The sequence below is a fragment of the Glaciecola sp. G7-5 genome, from assembly GCF_055808975.1.
In genome coordinates this window covers 1,525,813-1,545,453 of sequence record NZ_CM147892.1, presented here as the reverse complement: position 1 = coordinate 1,545,453, position 19,641 = coordinate 1,525,813, and the positions used below count along the sequence as shown (strand labels likewise).

Below are 19,641 nucleotides of genomic sequence, written 5' to 3'. Positions count from 1 at the left end.
CAAAGTTTTGGAAACAGTTGACCTATTCCAAAAGTCAGGCTTGCAAGCCCATGCCTTGGCGCTTATGGATATTAGCGTTAATAAAGATGACGCGCTTAGCGCTAGTTTATGCAATGCTTCGCCAAAATGCATTATCATCACATCGGTTTATGCCGTAAAATGGTTAGCAGAAACCTTAAGTAAGCACACACTATCAATTGATTTTTTGACTATCGATTTTGTGTGTGTGGGCGCGTCTAGTGCAAAAAAATTACGTGATTTAATAGACAGCCGCAACATATACATAGCCAAGCCAGAAAATTCCGAAGGGGTTTTACAGCTCCCTTTACTACAAAACATTAAAGATAAAAGTATTGTGCTATTAAAGGGAGAAGGCGGTAGAAACTTAATTGCACCGGGTTTAACTGAGCGAGGCGGCAAGGTTCACGTGCTAGACGTTTACAATCGGGTTGCCAATACAGACGCTATCCGAGGATTTGTTTTTGAGCCCAAGCGAATAAAGTGTATCATTAGCACGAGTATTGAGATTACTGAGCTTTTATTGACTGAGCTAGATCTAAATCAACAAAACACGTTAAGGTCGTGCATATGGATAGTCGCCAGCGAACGGATAAAAGACTATGCTTATACACACGGCATTCGGCATATTTTAGTAAGCCAAGGTGCCAGCAATAAAGCCTTACTTAATTGCGCCAATCAACTAGTAAAAACAGGAGCTTTGCATGACTGAATTAACCCAATCGCCCAGCAAGCCATCAGATGAAATGGAAGACGCGGTAGTGATTGAGGAAACTACCACTAAGTCTGCATCTAAGGAAGCATCTACTCACAAGAAAACAGCCAAAACAGGCCTTTTGTGGTTTTTTACACTAATTAATTTGATAATCATCATTGTACTTTGTGCTGGCGCATATTGGTACTATACGCAAATTCTAGACGATGATTCGACTACCCAAACCGACATTATATCCTTAAAACAAGACCTCAATGAACAGTCTAAAAGTTTGCAAGTTAATACTAACCAGTTGCAACAGCGCACCGAGGCGCTAAAAAGCGATATCAGTAATGTACAGGCACAAAACGAGCAAAAATTGGCTAACTTGCAAGGTGAGTTACAACAAGCAAAAGACACAGCACAAGCGTTAAACAAGCGCTTGGCCGAAATGTCAGGACGTCGTCCTTCAGATTGGTTATTGGCTGAAGCTAACTACTTAGTGAATATGGCAGGACGCAAGCTATACTTAGAAAAAGATATACGTACTGCTATGACCTTGTTAAAAGAAGCCGATGCAAGATTAAATGACTTAAACGACCCGTCATTATTTCCTGTGCGCGCATTAATAGCCGGCGATATTCAAGCCTTAAATCAAGTTAACCCGGTTTCCACAAATTCTATCGCTTTGGCCATCGCGGGCATGTTGCCTAAAGTAGGCGAACTTCCCTTAGATAAATTGCAACTGCCAGAGAATACCAACACAAAAGATCTCGCGCTTAGCGAAGATGTAAGCGATTGGCGTGAGAACCTGAGCAAAACATGGGAATCAATCGTGGGTGATTTGGTCAGCATTGATTACGTCGACAAGCCTTTGGAACCCTATTTAGCAGAGCGTCAACAATGGTTGATAGAGCAACAACTTAAACATGCGCTAAGCCAAGCTCAAACAGCAGCCTTGAGCGAACAAGTTGAGTTGTATCGCACAGCAATCCAACAAGCGATATCGTTAATCGTTGAACATTACCAGTTAGATAATAGCCGAGTAAGTCAGTTTTTAGGCGCGTTACAAGAATTACAAAGCCTCGACTTCTCTAGAAATTACCCAGACACACTAGAGTCACAAGCATCGTTAAAAGGAATTATTGAACAACGCATTCAAGGCTTGTTCAATAATAATCCAAGTGCTAACGAAGAGACATTGGATAATCAACTATGATCAAACTTATTATTATTTTTGTTTGTGTATTAGCCGCTTTTCTTTTTGGGTATAAACTTACCGACATTGAAGGTCGCGTGATTATTGATTTGTCGGGCACGATTATTCAGGCATCCCTGCTTGGTAGTTTTATAATATTACTATTGTCGGCCTTGGGCTTATGGGTTTTTATATGGCTGATGCGTAGATTGTTTAGGGCAGTATCGGGCTCACGTACGTGGTTAGGTAGTTTGTCGAAACGTCAACAAACTCAAGCATTTTATCAAAGTATAAATGCGATGCTGATGAACGAACATCAACAAGCGCGTAAACTGATCAGAAAAACGAATAAAGGCGACTTTCAAGGCACCAATTATTTAATTGCCGCAGAGTTGGAGCGCCAAGCCGGGGAGAACGAGCAAGCACAAGCCTATTTGATTCAGGCAATGGACCATCCTAAATCTGCTCCCTTAGCGCTGATGAAACAAGCCGAATTATGCTTGATGAATGGCCAGAGTGAAGAGGCCATGAACTTGTTGTCAAGTGTTGAGGGGAAAATCCGCAACTCGAAGCCTTTTGTTGTCCTTAAATTGAATGTACTCGAAGGTTTAAATGACTGGGAACAGATTCAGTCACTTGCAAAAGAGAATAAAAAGCTGCTTGGGGAAGACTACCTGAGATGGTCCAAACAATGGACCACTGGAGAATTCGCTGCCATTGCGAGTAAACATGGTGCGAATGCTTTGAAGACTCACTGGCAGCAACTTAGTCGTGCTGAACGCAAAGACCAAGCCAATCAAATGGCCTACTTACAGTTATTGATCGATCAAGGGCTGTCTGCTGAAGCTGAAAAAGAATTGGTGAATATTGCTAGTAAACATCATCACGAAAGCTACTGGAACTTATTCAAACAACTTAACCACCCTAACCCAACTGTGGCCATCCGCTTTATTGAACAAGAAATAAAGAAGCATCCAGAAAAAGCGGCCTTGTACTCAGTATTGGCAAACCTAGCGTATAATATGCAAGATTATGAACTTGCTTACAAAGCAATAAGCAAAGCCATAGAGCTGGATCCACACCCAACTGATAAAGCATTATTGGCCTGTATACTGGAAAAAAGACAAGAGTTTGAACAAGCCAACTTACTTTATAAAGGCTTACTTAAGTAAACTTCAGAATAAATAGACACCTTTGCAGGTGTCTTGCAACAACAAGCTCTGTTATTGTAAACATAGTTTGATAGGTCTGTAGTGAAATCAGCTTTTTACTACGACATTCATCTTTTGCTATGTATTTTTCTTCTTTGTAAATTTCAATTTTGTCCTTGTCTACCATACTTCCCCCCCCCCGCCTTAAAAACTTAAATAGTAATTCGCAAGCTACTTGGTCGGTATACTTTTGTGAATGTTGGTAGGGGATAACGCCGTCGCTAATGCCATGCCTATCATAAACAAGATATTTTGAAGCAAAAAAATCCTTATAAAAAGTAATTACTTAACTTATTAAATCTTACTAAAAGTGTTATTAGGGTAAAATGGACTATAATAAAAAACATACATGTTGTACATTATTTATACAGCGCACCGCAGTTGATCATGTCGCCTAGCGTTGCAAAGTACATTTCTAATGTAGTAATAAGAAATAGATAATAATGATATGGATAATTTTTATAGAGGATATAACCATGACGAAATTGCGAAAATTACTTGATGCAAAAAGCATTGTACTAATAGCTTTTTTGAGCTTATGTAGTACGGCATCTCAAGCTGCGCTTATTGAAACTGCACTGCCAACTAATACCTACATAACGTTAAATGGCTTTGATTGGGCTTGGGGAGCAAGCTGTGTTACAAAGGATGCAGGTGATTGTGATACTGTCGATGCAACTTTTCAAATGAACCTAGGCTGGCGAATTGCAGAAGCTACAGATATGGCCATTGCGCCTACTGCTTTAGACTTTCTTTTCCCTGGTGCTAATGTTTTATTTAACGGAGTAGATCCTATTAGTGGAGCATATTTTGAATATTTAAACTCTGCATATCAGGACTCTCTTTCAGATGGCGCCTGCGCAAGTTCGTACTTTACCTTAGGCGACGGAAATAACTCTTGTGATTGGATGAACGGTTCTGGTCAGAACGTTAATACGGTAGGATGGTATAACCAAAATGGAGAATCTAACTTCTTTGCTGAAGTGTTGTTCATTCGAGATAGAGCAACTACGGTTCCTGTACCGCCAGTAATACTCTTGTTTGGTTTGGGTCTAATAGCATTAGCGAGTGCACCAAAGCGAAAATAAACTCTAATCTGCAATCCATAATTATGGATTGCATGTTCGATTAAACAGGGAAAATATCCTTGGGGGTTTTCGTGGCATTTATTTAGGCAATAACAGTATTTATGTTATCGCCTTTTTAATGCTGAACAATAAATGTTAGCAAGGATTGCATTACTTTAGGTCAAAACCAAATCAACCCTTCATAATTCTACAAAATAAATTTGTGATTGATTATATTAATTAAAACCTCAGGAAATTTGCAAATTTTACTAAGCTTCGATTCAAGAGTGAGAGAATTCTATTTATCACGAGTCAAAGGTCGGAATACTTTCAACGGTGTATAGGCTCAGGGGTTCGATCTAACATAGTAATAGCATGTATCAATTAATTAACTGGCAAACACCATCCAGTTGCGGTCGTTCGTATTCAAAATCCCATTACGATTTGCGGTTCGTTTTATCAATGATATTTGTGCCATGAACGGCTCTTATGGGGGCATTAGCGGCCATATTAGATTTTTGGGTTTGCATTCTAAAATTGCCAATTGTATTGGCGAAGCTTTTCGATAAACCACATCAAAGCTTTGCCATCTTGTCCTTTGTTCCACGCTACATACATTTCTTGACTTAAACGCGGAATTGCACAAGCTTTTTGAATTAAAACACCGCTATCTAAAAAGGGTTGTGCAAGATGCTGGGGCAAAAAACCGACGCCAATTCCGAGTCGTTGCGCCTCTAGTTTGGCGCGCATGCTGTTCACGCGTATTGCTTGCTTACTAGTAAATAATCCACTCTCTCTGGTGGGCAATAACTCTGAGGTATCACTCACGATAATAGATGGATAGTCCACAAGATGCTCCGCTTGAATAGCAACATCAAGTGATGCAAGAGGATGGTGCGGCGCGATGGCAAAAACAAAATTTATGTCTGATATCTTATGGATGTTGAACATTCCTTTTGGAAGCTCACCCGAGGCGCCTATCACAATATCAGCACGCTTACTATGAAGCGCGTCCCAACCACCCCCGAGAGCCTCTTCACTTATAGAAACGTCGACACAATGCGGTAACAGGGTAAACTCTGATAGTAGGTCAAAAATAATATGCTCCGGAATGATTGTATCACGTGCTATGCGTAACTCTCTTTCCCAACCAGATTCTAATTGTGTAACAGCATCTACCATTTTATTTGTGGCAAGTAGAATGTCTCGACCATGAGCCAAGACTAATTTTCCTGCAGGCGTTAAAACTGCTCTTTGTTTTGTTCTGTCAAATAAAGGTGTTCCGATTTCATCTTCTAATTTCTTGATGGTGTAAGTTAGCGCTGAAGGTACTTTAAATAAAGATTCAGCCGCGGCAGCAAAGCTCCCTTTTTTGTCAATAGCATCGAGCGCCTTTAACGCATCAATTGAGATAGCCTGATACATCACTCCCCCTTTTTAGCACCCATAAATTTAGAGTAATTTGGTTTGTTCAAATATTTTGAGTTAACTCTTCAAAACGTTTTGATTTTTTATTCTTTTCAGGCTTCTTATACTACATCCCATCAACTAAATAATATACTTTTTAACAAACCAATCTACTTTAAATTTATTGAGGAAAGAAAATGAAAACACTTATCAAAACACTAACACAAACGAATGAAAGCTACTCTTCACTCGTCTTACGAGTACCTGTTGGCATAATTTTTATGGCACATGGCGCGCAAAAATTATTTGGTTGGTTTGGCGGTTATGGCTTAGAAGGTACTGCAGGATGGATGGAATCTATTGGCTTGGCACCTGGTTTATTAATGGCCCTTTTAGCCGGTGCTGGCGAGTTTTTTGGTGGCTTATTAATTTTATTTGGCATACTTACTCGCCCTGCTGCAGCTGTGTTAGCCATTGCCATGGTAGTCGCTATTTTCTCCGTGCATTTCGCAAATGGCCTTTTTATGTCGAATAACGGCTATGAATTCGCGTTAGCCTTACTCGCTGCGAGCGTATCTCTTGCAATTTCTGGTTCTGGGAAAATTGGTATCGACCAATTGATTGCTAAAAAATTAGCCTAATACAGTAAATAGCGTAAATCGATAGAGAGTACACAATGATCACATTAAGAAAAGCATAAGACAGAGGTAATTCGGATTTTGGCTGGTTGCCAAGCAAGCATTCATTTTCATTCCACAAATACCAAGATAATGACCACATGGGTTTTTCGGAGTTATTGGTTATTAATGACGACGAAGTGCTAGCAGGTGCAGGTTTTGATACGCATGGCCATCGTGATGTCGAAATTATCAGTTATGTATTTGAGGGGACAATAGAGCACAAAGACAGCACGGGAAATATTAAAGTATTGCCGGCGGGTGAGTTTCAACTAATGTCAGCAGGCAAAGGCATTTTTCATAGTGAATATAACGCGTCGAAAACCGATAGGCTAAAATTTTTGCAAATTTGGATAAAGCCAAATGTATATGGCGAACGCCCGGGGTATCAGCAAAAAGACTTTGGCAAAGCATATGGTTTAACCACCATTGCAACGCCCAATGGAGAAGGCGGTACGCTGCGCATTAAGCAAAACGCAAAGCTGCATCAATTGATTGTTAAAGCAGGCACCGGTCATACTTTTACGGCGAGTTGCGGGACTAAAGTGTACCTTCATCAGCTGAACGGGCAAGTGCAACTCAATGATCTTGAACTGACACAAGGTGACGGCGCAAAACTAGTGAACGAAACAAGCCTAACACTGCACAATAGGACTGAGCAAGACGCGAGCTTATTAGTCTTTGAACTACCCTAATTTACTTAAATATAGAGGAGAATATTATGAAAAACACGATATTAAAAATTAACGCGAGCATGCGAATTGCTGATTCTAGTAGCCGCAAACTGAGTCAGCTCATTGTATCTCAATTGAGTAACTCGGAAACAACGGTCACAGAGCGTGATCTTACTCACGCACTTCCGTTTGTGGATGAGCAGTGGATTAGCGCTAACTTCACACCAGCTGAACAGCGCACGCAAGCGCAAAAAGGAACGTTAGCGCTATCTGAGCAACTCATTTGCGAACTTGAGGCGGCGGATAACATTGTAATAGGCGTACCGATATATAATTTTGGTGTACCCGCCGCTTTTAAGGCGTGGATTGACATGGTAGCGCGTGCTCGCCGAACGTTTAAGTATACCGAAAATGGGCCTGTTGGCTTACTAGAAAACAAAAAAGCATACGTTGTTGTAACGTCCGGCGGGACTAAATTAGATTCTGAGGTCGACTTTGTTTCCCCATGGATAAAACATGTACTCGGTTTTTTAGGTATTCAGGACGTCGAATTTATCGATGCAAGTGCGCTCATGAGTGGTGAGGAGCAAGTACTCAGCTATGCAAAAGCGCAAATAGAGAAGTTAAAATAATGTAATATGCTGCTCAAAGTAACTGCTTGGTATTTTTTTGAAAAATTATTGCAAACTCAATGTCGGCTTTGGGCGTGGAAGCGCCAAATACTAACTATGACGCTACTTAAGCCTTCCTGATTTAGTATTATCATTTTTTTCTGGCAATGATGTTTCTAAAAGTATTCTAGGTGCATTATTTGCTCCCTTGACGATATTTTCCATTCCTCTGATAAATATGTAGATTGCACCAATTAACGTTAGAATACCCTCAATTTCAGAATTGTTAATCATATTATTCATGTAAAACCAAATAGCAAAAAACGAGAATGCTATCTCTATACAACCGTAGATCACTTTCTTTTTTTGTCGAAAAACAAATAGTGCAAGGCTCAAGATTAATATTGCAAAAAACAGCTGAACCTGCTGAAAGACATCACTCTTTAGATTATCGAAATATGTCATGAAAAATTCTGCCACATAAAGAAACAAATTAACAAATAAATATGCAAGTACAATAATGACTGCAAATATCCCGTAGATGGATAGTCCTTTGTCACTGTCAGGTATCTTATCGTTATTACTGGCTTTTTTCAGACGTGCAATTATCTCTGCGTCTTCAGGACCACCTATCATAATTTCCTCTCTTACTTAAGTATGTAGCATTGGACAAAACATGTTGTTTATGATTTCAAATTTTACTAGCCAATTGTAGACTCAGAAAAAACATCAATCTACAAATATTATTTTTTGAAGGTAGTCTATCGAAAGTAGCTGAGAGCTTATTATTCAAAGCACAGAAATGTCCACACCATGATGATTTCATTTAAAATTGCACCGATATGAAGTATTAAAAGTCAGAGAACGTTTTATTTATGGTCTATGAATAAAATGTGGAAGGAAAATGGATCTGTCTTAACGAAAATCGTCAATAACATATATTATACAAGCTATGTCTGCTTTGGGCGTCTTAACTTGCCAAATTACACAGTGAGCTTTTGCGTCTAGTATAAACACCGCATCTAGCTGTTCATCATACTCATTTGCCTTCTGCAATGACTGAAGATACATTATCAATTAACTTGTCAATTGCCGGTAACTGCTCTTCAATTTCTTTGGGAAGCTTATCATTGATTTGATATTCGGCAATGCCAATAGGATTAGCTGTTGTACGCAACGCATACTCGGCAACTAATTTGTTTCTGTTCTTGCACAATAGAAGCCCAATAGATGGTTCATGCCTATCGAGTTTAATTTGTTCGTCAACGGCTGTCAGGTAAAAGTTTAACTGACCTGCATGTTCAGGTTTGAAATTTCCAGCTTTTAGTTCAATCACAATATAGCGATTCAGATTGATGTGGAAAAACAACAAGTCTATGTAAAACTCATCGCCACCTACATCAAGACGCACTTGCTTACCAACGAAAGAAAAACTAGTTCCAAGCTCTAATAGAAATTTTTTGATTTGCTCGGCTAATGCATCTTCAATATCTCGCTCCAGCGCTTCTTCTCCAAGTTTTAAAAAATCAAAAATATAGCGTGATTTAAAGGTTTCCTTTGCTAATTCTGAGGTTGAAGATGGCATTGTCGAGTCAAAGTTAGTAATGGCACTACCTTGCCGCTCAATTAGCCTGCTTTCTATCTGATTAACTAATACATTGCGTGACCAACCATTTTCAATAGTTTTACTCGCGTACCATAGCCTTTCAGTAGTGTCCTTTAACTTTTGAAGCAATACAATATTATGACCCCAGGGAATTTGGTCAACAGCTTGTTGACCTATTTTATCTTCATTCAAATCAGGCCATGCTTGAGCAAAAGAGCGCATATATTTTAGATTGGTTATCGACAGTCCTTTCATGTCGGGAAATTCAGACTTTAAATCGTTTGCTAAAACACTTAAAACTTTGTCGCCCCACTGTGAATTCCGCTGCTGTTGAACAATAGAGAATCCGATTTTATGGTAAAGAGCTATTAGTTCAGAATTAACAGCTAATGCGGCCTTGTGTCTAGCTGTTCTTACTTTAAGCTTGATATCTTCTAGTGCAGCAAGATAACCTGTATCCTTAGAAATTAAATCCGTCATTTTGTAGTCTTTTTTTCCTTAACTAGATAATAGAACTAGTAATAAATATTCTAAAAGCCCTTACTAATCTCATAAAGTATATGTGGATTTAAATCTATATACCACTGTTCCTCAGCGCTATATTTTTTAGCGCCTGAATGCCTTCTGACGATATTTTAAAAATTAATAAGGTAAATATTTAATCCACAACGTTGCCTATCAAGAATTGACACGTAACGTTGTCGTTTTGTAAAAAAGTATCGAGGCACTATTTTGCCGTTTTACCATCTCATCTATTTCATTAATTGAATAAACAATCGTAACAAATTGAAAAATATCGTATTTTAATTATGGCATTCCTATTGCTTTGTTAATTATTAACAAATGAAACCTATATAGCTTGGAGTTTATCTTATGCATCCGATTGTACTGTATAAAAAGAAAGAGCCTTGGAATAAAGGTAAGCTTGTTGGTCAAAAATTAGCACTAAAACAAAAGCAGATTTGGGCTATTCGAGTTAGGTTAGAAATTTCAGGTAATGTTAGAGATTTAGCATTATTTAGCCTTGGTATAGATAGCAAGCTTCGAGGTTGTGATTTGCTATCTCTGCGGGTTAGAGACATAGCGCTTGGCATGAGTATTCAATCACGGGCAAAGATAATTCAACAGAAAACCGGAAAGCCTGTGCAATTCGAAATCACCGAACAAACTCGGATAGCGTTAAAGGCATTGATTCAAAAAAGTGGACTAGATAGTTCTGATTATCTTTTTAAATCAAGAATAAAGGATTCACCGCATCTGTCCACCAGACAATATAGCCGTATTGTTGATGGATGGATAAACTCTATCGGATTAGAGGGAACCCATTATGGCACTCATTCGATGCGCCGAACAAAACCATCGCTAATTTACAAAAAGACGAAAAATATAAGAGCCTGTCAATTGCTACTTGGCCATTCGAAAATAGAAAGCACAGTTCGTTATCTTGGGATAGAAGTGGATGATGCGCTAGAAATCTCAGAGAGCATTGATATATAAATAAGCGATAATATATTCAACAAATTTGCTTTTGGCCAACGTCGGCTTTGGGCGTGGAAGCGCCAAATGCTCATGTTGGGGAGGATCAAACGAATCTAATAGATTTCAATACACCAAACTTCCTCGTTGTTGAGTGCGTTTTCTATCGTAGACTGATTTGTCAGTAATTTATCAAGTATAACTTTCTAAGGTTGATTGCCACATTTCAACCAAATCACAAACGGAGGCCCTTGCCAAAGTGTACTAAATTCGTTGAAATCAGAGTCCAGAGTGACAATGCAAAAATCATTTTCTTTTGCATACTCCCAAATAGCTATATCTTCCGCAGCGCCCATATTAAGTAAACTAACTTGATTACTGCCAGGATAGACTTCAATTAACTAGTTTGACTAGGCGATGCGATATGTTCTGGTTTAAAAGTAGCTTCATGCCGCCACTGTCACCAGTCTATGCTCTCTTTGTGCTGCATATGCCAAACACGCGCTAATATCGTTTGTTGTTAATTCTGGATAGTCATCAATAATTTCTTGCGCAGAGAGTCCAGTAGCTAGCCAAGCTAAAACATCGTAGACACTTATACGAGTATTTTTCACGCATGCTTTACCGCTACGCTTACCGGAAACAATTTCTAAGTGGTCTTGATAATTCATAGTTAACCTACTTAATACTAAAATCTGTTGATGTTGCTTGCATCTTACAGCGTTTTTCCGTTCTATAAAATAACTAACCGAGCCACTATTTTGCCGTTACACAAGATCATCTTTTTCATTAGTTGAATAAACAAACGTAAAATATTGAAAAATCTCGTATTTTAATTAGGTGACTCCTATTGCTTTGTTAATTATCCGTATTTCGGTGAAAACATCCGCCCATTTCGGTTTTATTCGATCACTTTCCAACCTTCTTTTCCCGAAACATGCAGCATTTGCAAAAATATAGTAAAAGTGCAGAAATCTGAAATAGATTTTACTGGTTTTCAACCTCTTTTAGCTCGGGTAACAAAAGTACTTAAGCATTCCGATAAGTCAAAGAAACTCAAATTGAGTTGACTAATTTTTGTACATTAATCTGAAGCTGCTCCTTCATTTCATTAATCAATTTGATAGCCATGTTTTTAATTTCAGTAATTTGTTGTTCAGTCAGATATTGTAAGATTAAATTAGACTTTGCTTTCGAAACTTTCCCATCGCCATTTACCATTGATATTGCAAACTAACGAGCGATTAACGGACCGTCGTGAATTGTAGATGGTACTGGCGAGCAGGCTTCAATTGAAGCACCGTGCATAGCATTGCATAAGGTTGCAATGTGAAGAATTTAAAGCCCGCAGATTTTACAGTCTGCGGGCTTTTTTAATGGATTAAAGTAAGTCAAAATCGTATATGTTCTTTGTTTTTTAACATTTATTGCTCTGGTTACCTAGCTTATTTTGTCAGAATTAAACAGCATACTTTCCGAAATATACGTGGTTGAGTTCCGTAATTTACGGTATTATAGTCCTGAATTAATGCAAAATGTTATTGTGGATAAAATAGATATGTATTCTCGACTCATCAAGCCTCGTTTACTCGAAGCACAGCAAGATACACCCGTTACTTTATTAGCAGGACCACGTCAGGCTGGCAAAACAACCCTAGTTAAGCAAATATCGGTTGAGCAGGGAATGAAATACATAACATTAGATAATCAGTTAACACTTCTTTCCGCTAAAAACGATCCGGTAGGCATGATAAGAGACATCGACAGAGTCGTGATTGATGAAATTCAACGTGCTCCGGAATTACTATTAGCGATTAAAAAGAGTGTAGATGAAGACAGACGCCCAGGGCGATTCTTGCTTACAGGCTCTGCAAATTTAATGGCGATGCCAAAAGTTGCTGATTCGCTAGCCGGACGAATGGAAACTTTGTCTTTATTACCCCTGTCTCAAAGCGAAATAGTACTGCAAACTACTAATTGGATCGATAACGTGTTTAACGGGCGCATTCTTCAGGCTGAGCAAATATCAGTCGGGGATGAGCTTATTGATCGTGTTCTAAAAGGTGGTTATCCAGAAGCGGTCGCACGAGAATCATATCGAAGACGAGCCAAATGGTCACAACAATACATTGACGCTATTATTCAACGGGATGTTAGAGATATCGCGACTATTGACAAACTTGATCAATTACCGCGTTTTCTAAGTGCGCTATGCCAGACTGTGGGGCAAATGTGTAATTATAGTAAACTCGGCGGTCAAATCGGCCTTGATGGTAAGACAACATCCAGATATATCGGCATTTTTGAGCAAATGTATTTACTAAAACGAATAGACGTTTGGTCTCGTAATCGGCTCAGTCGTGTCGTAAAAACACCCAAGCTACAATTTATTGATTCAGGTTTATTGAGTACTTTACTTGATTTAACAACAGACGAAATTCAACAAGATAAAACTCGATTCGGCAACGTCCTAGAAACATTCGTTTATGGCGAGCTTATTAAACATGCGACACACTCCGACGGTAATTATGGCATTATGTATTATCGAGATGCCGACAAAGTTGAAGTAGATTTTGTAATCGAGAATACTAAAGGGGATATTGTTGGGGTCGAGGTCAAAGCCTCGGCTACTGTTACTGACAAAGACTTAAAAGGACTGAAAAAGTTGGCAGGGCTTGCTGGCAACCGTTTTAAAACGGGCTTGTTGTTATATGATGGTACTGAAACTATGCCTGTTGGCGAAAACATTTGGGCCGCTCCGTTATCATCGTTATGGGGTAAATAGCCGCATATGATAGGTGTTTTATTACCAGAAGCGCTTTATCATCAGGTTGCATAAAATTGCACCATTGAATGGGCATAAAGTGGGGCACCGGTTATTGCCTGTTTGTTGGTAAAACCTGCTTTGCCAGCACATGCATTCTTCCTTGAATTCTTTGTGTGCTAGTGTGGCAAAAACAGGCGCATTTTACGACTGGCTCAATGCCCGCTTAGGGCGTTAACTAGCCTATCATTAAAATTAGCTATAAACGCCAAATTTGCTCAGCAGAATGCAAAAATCAACGACCGCTTACTACCTCACAGGAGCCAGTCAAGATGCTCATTATTATCAAACTATAGCAATGCCTATATTCTCACTTATTAATGAATTACAAGCTTATTAGTCGGCAATAATAACGTGAACACAGAACCTTCGCCCAACGATGATTCGACACACAATTGTCCTCCATGTTCAGTTGCAATATCGCGAGAAATTGCAAGGCCTAATCCGGTAGACTCTGCTGACTTGTGACCACTAAAGCTAGGATCGAATATTGCTTCTTGCAAGCATGACGCTATACCGCAGCCATTATCGGCAACTGCTATTTGCAAATAACCTCCTTGTTGCTTTGATGAAACAACAATCACCCCCTCACATTCTATTGCTTCGAGCGCGTTGGTAAGCAAATTAAGCAACAACTGTTGTATTTTGTATGTATCTACATACACCGGTGGTAGCTTAGACAAACATAACTCTAAGTGTATATTGGATGGTAAGTCTTTAGCGAACTTCTCGCTGACCGATTCGATGCAATGGTTAATATTGTAGGATTGTTGCGTTGAATAGTCAGAAGCGACGCCTATCGACATGTTGTGTACGATACTTGAAACTCGCGCCAAACCAACTCCTACAACATCAAGCACGGCTTGCATTGCATCTTGAGACGCTTTATTTTGTGAGCTTTGTGTCATTAAGTCTTCTGTGTGTGCTTCAATACCATCAAGCAGGTTTTTTTTCACAGAATCATCCCCTGAATATTGCTGTTGTTAGGCAGTTATTATTGCTCAACCAACGTAAAATAAGTGATAGCTATTCGGACATAAGTAGCTAGTATTATACTTAAGCAGGCAATTTTCGAAGGGAAATACCAATGAGTGAAGCGAAAACAAAGAGAAACAGTGCCTCTGTAATGGACTTTTTAATGTCTGTTGAACACCCGATAAGGCGAAGCGATGCTCTTGTATTGTTAGACGTGTACAAAGAAATATGTCAGTGCGAAGCGCAAATGTAGGGGACTAGCATTGTTGGTTTTGGTCACTACGATTATAGCAATAGCCAAGGCAAAACCCTGCAATGGATGCGAAGCGGTTTTTCTCCACGAAAACAATACATAAGCTTGTATCTAATGCGTGGTGTTGAAAAACATCCGCAATTACTCAAGGCACTGGGCAAGCACAAACACGGCAAATCGTGTTTAAACATAAACAAGCTTGCTGACATAGACATGACTATTTTAAAACAGCTTATTGTGGCTGATTTAAAAGCGATGAACGAAGCACATCCACTTTAAGCGAATAAGCTAACTGTCTGTTTGTAAAACAAAATGCAGCTAAGTTTACTTAGCTATCTTATTTGCCTTTAGATGTGTATCCGGAATGTAATTGCACATCAATTGCATTTAGGACTTCAGTTCGGTTTATCGTGCCTATGAGCATACCGCTGTCGTCAATAACCGGATAAACTTTTGGTTTCTCGCGGATCATTGTTTGTGCAAGCTCAATAATAGAATCGTTGCCGCGCACAGATAAAACCGGCGTTTTCATTATATCTTCGACCCTGCAGACCTGCTCACGATAGTAGCTTGAGGTAATCATTTGCCCTAAACAATCTTGTTCTGATAAAAAGCCTACAAGTTCAAGTTGCTTATTAATGACAGGACCACCCGTTTGCTTGCTTAGCAACAGTTGTTCAACTGCTTCAGCCACCGGCATATCCAATAAGAGCTTCACTGGACGACGATTCATATAGTCTTTAACTTTCAATGATTCCATCAGTACTCCACGTTTGTGTTGGTTAATAAATTGTAAACAAATATGCGCTCAAGTTTAAGCATAGTTGACAAATCTAGCAGAGTAAATGAAAAACAGCTTTGCCGAGCAAGAATCTACTGCGACTTTCGGCGTACTCAAGTCCGGTCTACCTTTTTTTCACTCACCTCGCCGTCTATTATTTTTCACTAAGACAAGAAAGCCAAGCAAACTTATGGCATGATGCCTAACAAGATAATACTTCTACTAGCACCGTAAAAATGAATGCTGCACTTAAAAAGTTATCATTGTTGGCCGACCAAGCTCGTGTTGTAATTGGACTAATGAGCGGCACCTCCTTAGATGCCTTAGACATCGCACTATGTGAAATAAAAGGTGATGGCGTTAATACTGAACTCGTCCTGAAATCCTTCAAATCCGTCAGCTATAACGAAAACTTCTTAGCTACAATCAATCCAATTTTCGCAAATGCCGATGCTCCGTTACATGCCGTTACTCAAGCAAATGCATATGTAGCAAGAGAACATGCACGTATACTTCTAACCTGTCTTAAAGAATGGAATATAGACACATCAGAGATTGACATTTTGGCGAGCCATGGACAAACCGTTTTTCATGCCCCCAATTCGTTCGAACATGCAGTAAAGAGTAACGATTCGGCTAAGCTCAAGTCAGCCACTTTGCAGATAGGGGATGGTGACCACCTTGCCTATTTAACTCAAATTCTCACCGTTAGTGATTTTAGACAAAAACATATTGCAGCGGATGGTGAGGGTGCGCCGCTAGTGCCCTACGCAGATTTTTTACTCTTTAGCACTAAAGTAGAAAACCGTATCTTGTTAAATATTGGCGGCATAGCAAATTTTACATTTTTGTCCTCTAACGCACAGTTTGATTCACTTGTCAGCGCAGATACAGGACCCGGAAATACCCTTATGGATGCCGCAATTGCCTTTGCAAAGAGCATAAAACAACGGCACGGAGAAGCATGTAGCCTGCCATTGATAACTAAACGCTATGATAAAGACGGTCACTTTGCCGCTTTAGGGACAGTCGATGCGAAACTTCTAGAAAGATTGGTTTGTCGCCAATCTGGTCTAGGGGAAAATACACCTAAAGCAAACCTCTCTACCGGCCAAGAAATACTGAACATAGATTTCATTCTTGACTGCTTAAGGACTTGTGAGTCAACACAGCTATCTGCGTTTCCGCTAGAAGCACAGCCATTTTATAATTTGATGGCAACGCTCAACATGTTCACCGCACAAAGTATTGGCCAAGCAATCAAAAAGCTACCAATAGACACAAATAACAAAGACTCGGTTGTTATTTACGTTAGTGGCGGAGGAGTTCACAATGCGGTATTAATGCAAAACCTTGCGCGATGTGTACCCAATATCAAGATTAAAACCTCTGATGCTTTGGGCCTACCAGCAGATGCGAAAGAAGCGGCGCTTTTTGCTGTATTGGCAAACCAAAGCTTATTTGGAGATAGTCAGCTCTTTGCAAACAACAATGGGATCCCCGCAACTACTTTTGGTAAAATAAGTTTGCCATGAGCTTAGGTCTTATTTGTGTTTTTAGTATATTATCAGGGTGTTACAAATATCGTCTTTTAAGGAGAATAGGCAGTGGCAACGAATGTAATTGTAGGATGTAGTTCAACCCAATTAAGCGCACAAGAACGAAGCCTTTTTAAAGAATTACAGCCATGGGGCATTATTTTATTTGCTCGAAACATCGACAACCCTACACAAATAAAAAATCTAATCGAAGACTGTAAAGCACAAATGCAACGTGACGACCTCATGGTATTCATTGACCAAGAAGGAGGGCGTGTATCTCGCCTACCTAGTTCACATTGGCGAATACCACCAAGCCCTACCGTATTTTCCAATATGTATGAAGAAAATATTGAAACAGCAAAGCGCGCCTGTTTACTCAATGCTACCCTGACCGGTTTAGAGCTAAAAGTCCTCGGGATAAATGCAAATTGTGCGCCGATGCTCGATATTCCTCAAAGCAATGCAAATAATATAATTGCTGAGCGTGCACTAGGTGATTCACCACAAAAAGTAATAGAGCTTGCAAGACAAATTACCAATGGTTTGAAACGTGCTAGCGTTGCCCCGGTGATAAAACATATGCCAGGACATGGTCGTGCAACGAGCGATAGCCATTTAGAACTGCCTGAAGTGAACGCCTCAATAAGTGTGTTAAATGATTGGGATTTCGTTCCCTTTAAGGCCCTAAATGATGAGTGTATGGCAATGAGCGCTCATATCGTATTTGATCAAATCGATCGCAACCTAGCCGCAACAATTAGCCCCACGGTAGTAAATAAAATTATGCGCGATATTATTGGCTTTAAGGGCCTAATTATGACTGACGATTTAAATATGAAAGCATTGTCGGGTAGCGTAGCCTCTCGTGCTAGGCAAGCAATCGCTGCTGGCTGCGACATCGCTTTGCATTGCAGTGGTGATTTTGATGAAATGCAGTCATTACTAGGCATAACGCAAGAACTCAGCGCAGAGTCGTTAATAAGGGCAAACACGGCCGAGAAAGTTGCCTTTAAGCCCATACCCGACATAGATAGTGCTGAGCTTAAGGCTGAACTAGACTCTCTTATGAAGAATTATGGTTAAGCGCCATTCAAACTCGCGTTCGAATTACAGACTATTCATAAAACTAAGATTAAGAAATTAACTAAATAAAGTGTTAGCTCAAGCCCGCCCGCTTTATATTGAAGTAAATCTAATTCGTACACCGCAGTGAGTCTTTATGTCAATATCTCAAGAAAATACGCCATACTTTGGCAAAACCGCGCTTATCTCTGGTGCAGCCGGCGGTATTGGTCTAGCACTAGCAAAAGAATTTGGCACATTGGGAATGAATATTGTTATCGCTGATATTGATGAAGCAGCTTTGCTATCAGCCAAAGATGCTTTGTCTTCGCAAAATATAAATGTTCATGCTTGCAAGTTAGATGTTACTGAATACAGCCAGTGGGAAGAGTGTGTTGCCCAAACAATAGAAAAATTTGGCAAGCTACATATGGTCGTCAATAACGCTGGCGTGGGCGGTATTCCAGGGAAAATTGAACAGACAGATCACAATACTTGGAAATGGGTAGTCGATGTTAATTTAATGGGCGTGCTTTATGGCACTCAAGCTTGCACACCACAAATCAAAAAGCATGGTGAGGGCGGTTGGATAATAAACGTCGCCTCTATGGCCGGTATGATGGGCGTGCCTTTTTCAAGTGCCTATGCGGCCACGAAAGCTGCCGTTGTCTCGATGACAGAAAGCTGGGCTGTTGAATTAAAGCCCTATAATATTCATGTATCAGCGCTGTGCCCTGCCTTTGTTAAAACGAGAATTCACGAATCACTGCGTAATAAACAGCAAAAGTATAGTTCACAAGAAGCCTCAAAAGCGCTAGGTGCCGAAGAAAAAGAAAGACACCAAAAGAGTTATAACCAAGCGGCAGCGCTGGTTGAATCAGGCATTCCCAGTGAGTTGCTCGCTAAACGAGTAGTCGAGGCCTTAGGGACCAAGCAACAATATATTTTTACGCATCCAAATTACCGTCAAGCCACCGCATGGCGAGCAGATTTGATTGACAAAGCCATGGATGACGCGCAACAAAGTGAGTTACTGAAACACTTGTTGGATGAAGAAATGGTAAACTTGTAAAAGCTAGTTGCATTTGAGCATGTCGTTTTTATTCTGATTTCTGTACACTACGCGCAGTTTTCAATTCACTTACCCACATAGCAGTTATGATGAGCTTAATAATCAACTTAGTAAGAAACTTCTTGGGCGCTATTATTGTCTTTTTTGACTTGATTACACGAGGCAGAAAAATGAAGCGCATCCCAGCAAAACAGCAGCAAGTAGAGGCAGAGCTTGAATCATTAATCCTCTATCAATTTTTTGCCTGCCCTTTTTGTATAAAGACTCGTCGCAAAATGTACAAGCTAAACTTGCCTGTGCAAAAGCGCAGCGTATCAAAAGGTTCTCCTTACAGGGAGGAATTGTTGTCTGGAGGAGGGAAAATTCAAACGCCGTGTTTGAAAATTGAAAACAATGGCGAAACCAAATGGCTATATGACTCGACCGCAATTATCGACTATCTAGAACAACGTTTTGGCTAACGAAACCAATCGTCATGCTCGCGAAGACGAATG

General features: G+C 39.8%; 22 protein-coding genes. 15 read left to right on the top strand and 7 right to left on the bottom strand.

Annotation, left to right across the window (positions count from 1 at the left end; all coding sequences use genetic code 11):
• Nucleotides 1-7: 7 nt before the first annotated feature.
• The 4 genes from AC0L6H_RS06645 to AC0L6H_RS06630 all read left to right on the top strand — a co-directional run bounded on the left by AC0L6H_RS06645 (nucleotide 8) and on the right by AC0L6H_RS06630 (nucleotide 4,209).
• On the top strand, nucleotides 8-730 hold the full coding sequence (locus AC0L6H_RS06645) for a uroporphyrinogen-III synthase (protein ID WP_473393316.1): 723 nt from the start codon (nucleotides 8-10) through the stop codon (nucleotides 728-730).
• The gene (locus tag AC0L6H_RS06640) at nucleotides 723-1,931 is read left to right on the top strand and encodes a uroporphyrinogen-III C-methyltransferase (RefSeq protein ID WP_473393315.1); all 1,209 of its coding nucleotides are present in this window, start codon (nucleotides 723-725) and stop codon (nucleotides 1,929-1,931) included. The genes AC0L6H_RS06645 and AC0L6H_RS06640 overlap by 8 nt, the downstream gene beginning before the upstream one ends.
• Nucleotides 1,928-3,082 carry a heme biosynthesis HemY N-terminal domain-containing protein gene (locus AC0L6H_RS06635; RefSeq protein ID WP_473393313.1) on the top strand — a complete coding sequence of 385 codons (1,155 nt, stop codon included), beginning with the start codon at nucleotides 1,928-1,930 and terminating at the stop codon, nucleotides 3,080-3,082. The genes AC0L6H_RS06640 and AC0L6H_RS06635 overlap by 4 nt, the downstream gene beginning before the upstream one ends.
• 515 nt (nucleotides 3,083-3,597) lie before the next feature.
• Complete coding sequence (locus tag AC0L6H_RS06630; protein ID WP_473393312.1) at nucleotides 3,598-4,209, top strand: hypothetical protein; 612 nt, start codon at nucleotides 3,598-3,600, stop codon at nucleotides 4,207-4,209.
• A gap of 510 nt (nucleotides 4,210-4,719) precedes the next feature.
• Here AC0L6H_RS06630 and AC0L6H_RS06625 read toward each other — a convergent pair.
• On the bottom strand, nucleotides 4,720-5,613 hold the full coding sequence (locus AC0L6H_RS06625; RefSeq protein WP_473393311.1) for a LysR family transcriptional regulator: 894 nt from the start codon (nucleotides 5,611-5,613) through the stop codon (nucleotides 4,720-4,722).
• A 179-nt stretch (nucleotides 5,614-5,792) separates the two neighbouring features.
• Between AC0L6H_RS06625 and AC0L6H_RS06620 the strand changes: the two genes are divergently transcribed.
• The 3 genes from AC0L6H_RS06620 to AC0L6H_RS06610 all read left to right on the top strand — a co-directional run bounded on the left by AC0L6H_RS06620 (nucleotide 5,793) and on the right by AC0L6H_RS06610 (nucleotide 7,578).
• On the top strand, nucleotides 5,793-6,236 hold the full coding sequence (locus AC0L6H_RS06620) for a DoxX family protein (RefSeq protein WP_473393309.1): 444 nt from the start codon (nucleotides 5,793-5,795) through the stop codon (nucleotides 6,234-6,236).
• 86 nt (nucleotides 6,237-6,322) lie between these two features.
• The gene (locus AC0L6H_RS06615) at nucleotides 6,323-6,967 is read left to right on the top strand and encodes a pirin family protein (protein ID WP_473393308.1); all 645 of its coding nucleotides are present in this window, start codon (nucleotides 6,323-6,325) and stop codon (nucleotides 6,965-6,967) included.
• A gap of 26 nt (nucleotides 6,968-6,993) precedes the next feature.
• Nucleotides 6,994-7,578 carry an FMN-dependent NADH-azoreductase gene (locus AC0L6H_RS06610; protein ID WP_473393307.1) on the top strand — a complete coding sequence of 195 codons (585 nt, stop codon included), beginning with the start codon at nucleotides 6,994-6,996 and terminating at the stop codon, nucleotides 7,576-7,578.
• A gap of 102 nt (nucleotides 7,579-7,680) precedes the next feature.
• On the opposite strand, the gene AC0L6H_RS06605 is transcribed toward AC0L6H_RS06610, so the two are convergent.
• Together AC0L6H_RS06605 and AC0L6H_RS06600 are read right to left on the bottom strand one after the other, a co-directional pair.
• A complete protein-coding gene (locus AC0L6H_RS06605) occupies nucleotides 7,681-8,193 on the bottom strand; it encodes a hypothetical protein (RefSeq protein WP_473393306.1) in 513 nt (170 codons plus the stop codon).
• A gap of 403 nt (nucleotides 8,194-8,596) precedes the next feature.
• Nucleotides 8,597-9,643, bottom strand: coding sequence for a PDDEXK nuclease domain-containing protein (locus AC0L6H_RS06600; protein WP_473393305.1), 1,047 nt, complete (start codon nucleotides 9,641-9,643; stop codon nucleotides 8,597-8,599).
• Nucleotides 9,644-10,036: 393 nt separating this feature from the next.
• Here AC0L6H_RS06600 and AC0L6H_RS06595 point away from each other — a divergent pair, with 393 nt between their 5' ends.
• Nucleotides 10,037-10,660, top strand: coding sequence for a tyrosine-type recombinase/integrase (locus AC0L6H_RS06595; RefSeq protein ID WP_473393304.1), 624 nt, complete (start codon nucleotides 10,037-10,039; stop codon nucleotides 10,658-10,660).
• Nucleotides 10,661-10,845: 185 nt separating this feature from the next.
• Here AC0L6H_RS06595 and AC0L6H_RS06590 read toward each other — a convergent pair whose 3' ends face one another.
• Nucleotides 10,846-11,037: a DUF5615 family PIN-like protein gene (locus AC0L6H_RS06590; protein WP_473394481.1), complete on the bottom strand. Its 192-nt coding sequence runs from the start codon at nucleotides 11,035-11,037 to the stop codon at nucleotides 10,846-10,848.
• 48 nt (nucleotides 11,038-11,085) lie between these two features.
• Entirely contained in the window at nucleotides 11,086-11,310 is a 225-nt protein-coding gene (locus tag AC0L6H_RS06585) for a DUF433 domain-containing protein (RefSeq protein ID WP_473393303.1), read from the bottom strand.
• Between the two features lie 815 nt (nucleotides 11,311-12,125).
• Between AC0L6H_RS06585 and AC0L6H_RS06580 the strand changes: the two genes are divergently transcribed.
• Nucleotides 12,126-13,424 carry an ATP-binding protein gene (locus tag AC0L6H_RS06580; protein ID WP_473394479.1) on the top strand — a complete coding sequence of 433 codons (1,299 nt, stop codon included), beginning with the start codon at nucleotides 12,126-12,128 and terminating at the stop codon, nucleotides 13,422-13,424.
• Between the two features lie 356 nt (nucleotides 13,425-13,780).
• On the opposite strand, the gene AC0L6H_RS06575 is transcribed toward AC0L6H_RS06580, so the two are convergent.
• Nucleotides 13,781-14,419 (bottom strand): ATP-binding protein, encoded by a 639-nt coding sequence (locus AC0L6H_RS06575; RefSeq protein ID WP_473393301.1) that lies wholly within the window; start codon nucleotides 14,417-14,419, stop codon nucleotides 13,781-13,783.
• Between the two features lie 131 nt (nucleotides 14,420-14,550).
• On the opposite strand from AC0L6H_RS06575, the gene AC0L6H_RS06570 reads away from it, so the two are divergent.
• Nucleotides 14,551-14,691: a hypothetical protein gene (locus AC0L6H_RS06570; protein ID WP_473393300.1), complete on the top strand. Its 141-nt coding sequence runs from the start codon at nucleotides 14,551-14,553 to the stop codon at nucleotides 14,689-14,691.
• A gap of 9 nt (nucleotides 14,692-14,700) precedes the next feature.
• Nucleotides 14,701-14,970: a DUF1801 domain-containing protein gene (locus AC0L6H_RS06565; protein ID WP_473394478.1), complete on the top strand. Its 270-nt coding sequence runs from the start codon at nucleotides 14,701-14,703 to the stop codon at nucleotides 14,968-14,970.
• Nucleotides 14,971-15,028: 58 nt separating this feature from the next.
• Here AC0L6H_RS06565 and AC0L6H_RS06560 read toward each other — a convergent pair whose 3' ends face one another.
• Nucleotides 15,029-15,451 (bottom strand): CBS domain-containing protein, encoded by a 423-nt coding sequence (locus AC0L6H_RS06560; RefSeq protein WP_473393299.1) that lies wholly within the window; start codon nucleotides 15,449-15,451, stop codon nucleotides 15,029-15,031.
• Between the two features lie 257 nt (nucleotides 15,452-15,708).
• Between AC0L6H_RS06560 and AC0L6H_RS06555 the strand changes: the two genes are divergently transcribed.
• The 4 genes from AC0L6H_RS06555 (at nucleotide 15,709) to AC0L6H_RS06540 (ending at nucleotide 19,608) form a co-directional block, all read left to right on the top strand.
• Entirely contained in the window at nucleotides 15,709-17,007 is a 1,299-nt protein-coding gene (locus tag AC0L6H_RS06555; RefSeq protein ID WP_473393298.1) for an anhydro-N-acetylmuramic acid kinase, read from the top strand.
• A 72-nt stretch (nucleotides 17,008-17,079) separates the two neighbouring features.
• The gene (nagZ, locus tag AC0L6H_RS06550; protein WP_473393297.1) at nucleotides 17,080-18,096 is read left to right on the top strand and encodes a beta-N-acetylhexosaminidase; all 1,017 of its coding nucleotides are present in this window, start codon (nucleotides 17,080-17,082) and stop codon (nucleotides 18,094-18,096) included.
• 136 nt (nucleotides 18,097-18,232) lie between these two features.
• Nucleotides 18,233-19,147: an SDR family NAD(P)-dependent oxidoreductase gene (locus AC0L6H_RS06545; RefSeq protein ID WP_473393295.1), complete on the top strand. Its 915-nt coding sequence runs from the start codon at nucleotides 18,233-18,235 to the stop codon at nucleotides 19,145-19,147.
• 89 nt (nucleotides 19,148-19,236) lie between these two features.
• Nucleotides 19,237-19,608: a glutathione S-transferase N-terminal domain-containing protein gene (locus tag AC0L6H_RS06540; protein WP_473394477.1), complete on the top strand. Its 372-nt coding sequence runs from the start codon at nucleotides 19,237-19,239 to the stop codon at nucleotides 19,606-19,608.
• Nucleotides 19,609-19,641 lie beyond the last annotated feature (33 nt).

Excerpts from the sequence above, each read along its gene's own strand:
- AC0L6H_RS06640 (WP_473393315.1), top strand. The coding sequence starts at position 723 with ATGACTGAATTAACCCAATCGCCCAGCAAGCCATCAGATGAAATGGAA.
- AC0L6H_RS06635 (WP_473393313.1), top strand. The coding sequence starts at position 1,928 with ATGATCAAACTTATTATTATTTTTGTTTGTGTATTAGCCGCTTTTCTT.
- AC0L6H_RS06630 (WP_473393312.1), top strand. The coding sequence starts at position 3,598 with ATGACGAAATTGCGAAAATTACTTGATGCAAAAAGCATTGTACTAATA.
- AC0L6H_RS06625 (WP_473393311.1), bottom strand. The coding sequence starts at position 5,613 with ATGTATCAGGCTATCTCAATTGATGCGTTAAAGGCGCTCGATGCTATT.
- AC0L6H_RS06620 (WP_473393309.1), top strand. The coding sequence starts at position 5,793 with ATGAAAACACTTATCAAAACACTAACACAAACGAATGAAAGCTACTCT.
- AC0L6H_RS06610 (WP_473393307.1), top strand. The coding sequence starts at position 6,994 with ATGAAAAACACGATATTAAAAATTAACGCGAGCATGCGAATTGCTGAT.
- AC0L6H_RS06605 (WP_473393306.1), bottom strand. The coding sequence starts at position 8,193 with ATGATAGGTGGTCCTGAAGACGCAGAGATAATTGCACGTCTGAAAAAA.
- AC0L6H_RS06600 (WP_473393305.1), bottom strand. The coding sequence starts at position 9,643 with ATGACGGATTTAATTTCTAAGGATACAGGTTATCTTGCTGCACTAGAA.
- AC0L6H_RS06595 (WP_473393304.1), top strand. The coding sequence starts at position 10,037 with ATGCATCCGATTGTACTGTATAAAAAGAAAGAGCCTTGGAATAAAGGT.
- AC0L6H_RS06585 (WP_473393303.1), bottom strand. The coding sequence starts at position 11,310 with ATGAATTATCAAGACCACTTAGAAATTGTTTCCGGTAAGCGTAGCGGT.
- AC0L6H_RS06570 (WP_473393300.1), top strand. The coding sequence starts at position 14,551 with ATGAGTGAAGCGAAAACAAAGAGAAACAGTGCCTCTGTAATGGACTTT.
- AC0L6H_RS06560 (WP_473393299.1), bottom strand. The coding sequence starts at position 15,451 with ATGGAATCATTGAAAGTTAAAGACTATATGAATCGTCGTCCAGTGAAG.
- AC0L6H_RS06555 (WP_473393298.1), top strand. The coding sequence starts at position 15,709 with ATGAATGCTGCACTTAAAAAGTTATCATTGTTGGCCGACCAAGCTCGT.
- AC0L6H_RS06545 (WP_473393295.1), top strand. The coding sequence starts at position 18,233 with ATGTCAATATCTCAAGAAAATACGCCATACTTTGGCAAAACCGCGCTT.
- AC0L6H_RS06540 (WP_473394477.1), top strand. The coding sequence starts at position 19,237 with ATGAGCTTAATAATCAACTTAGTAAGAAACTTCTTGGGCGCTATTATT.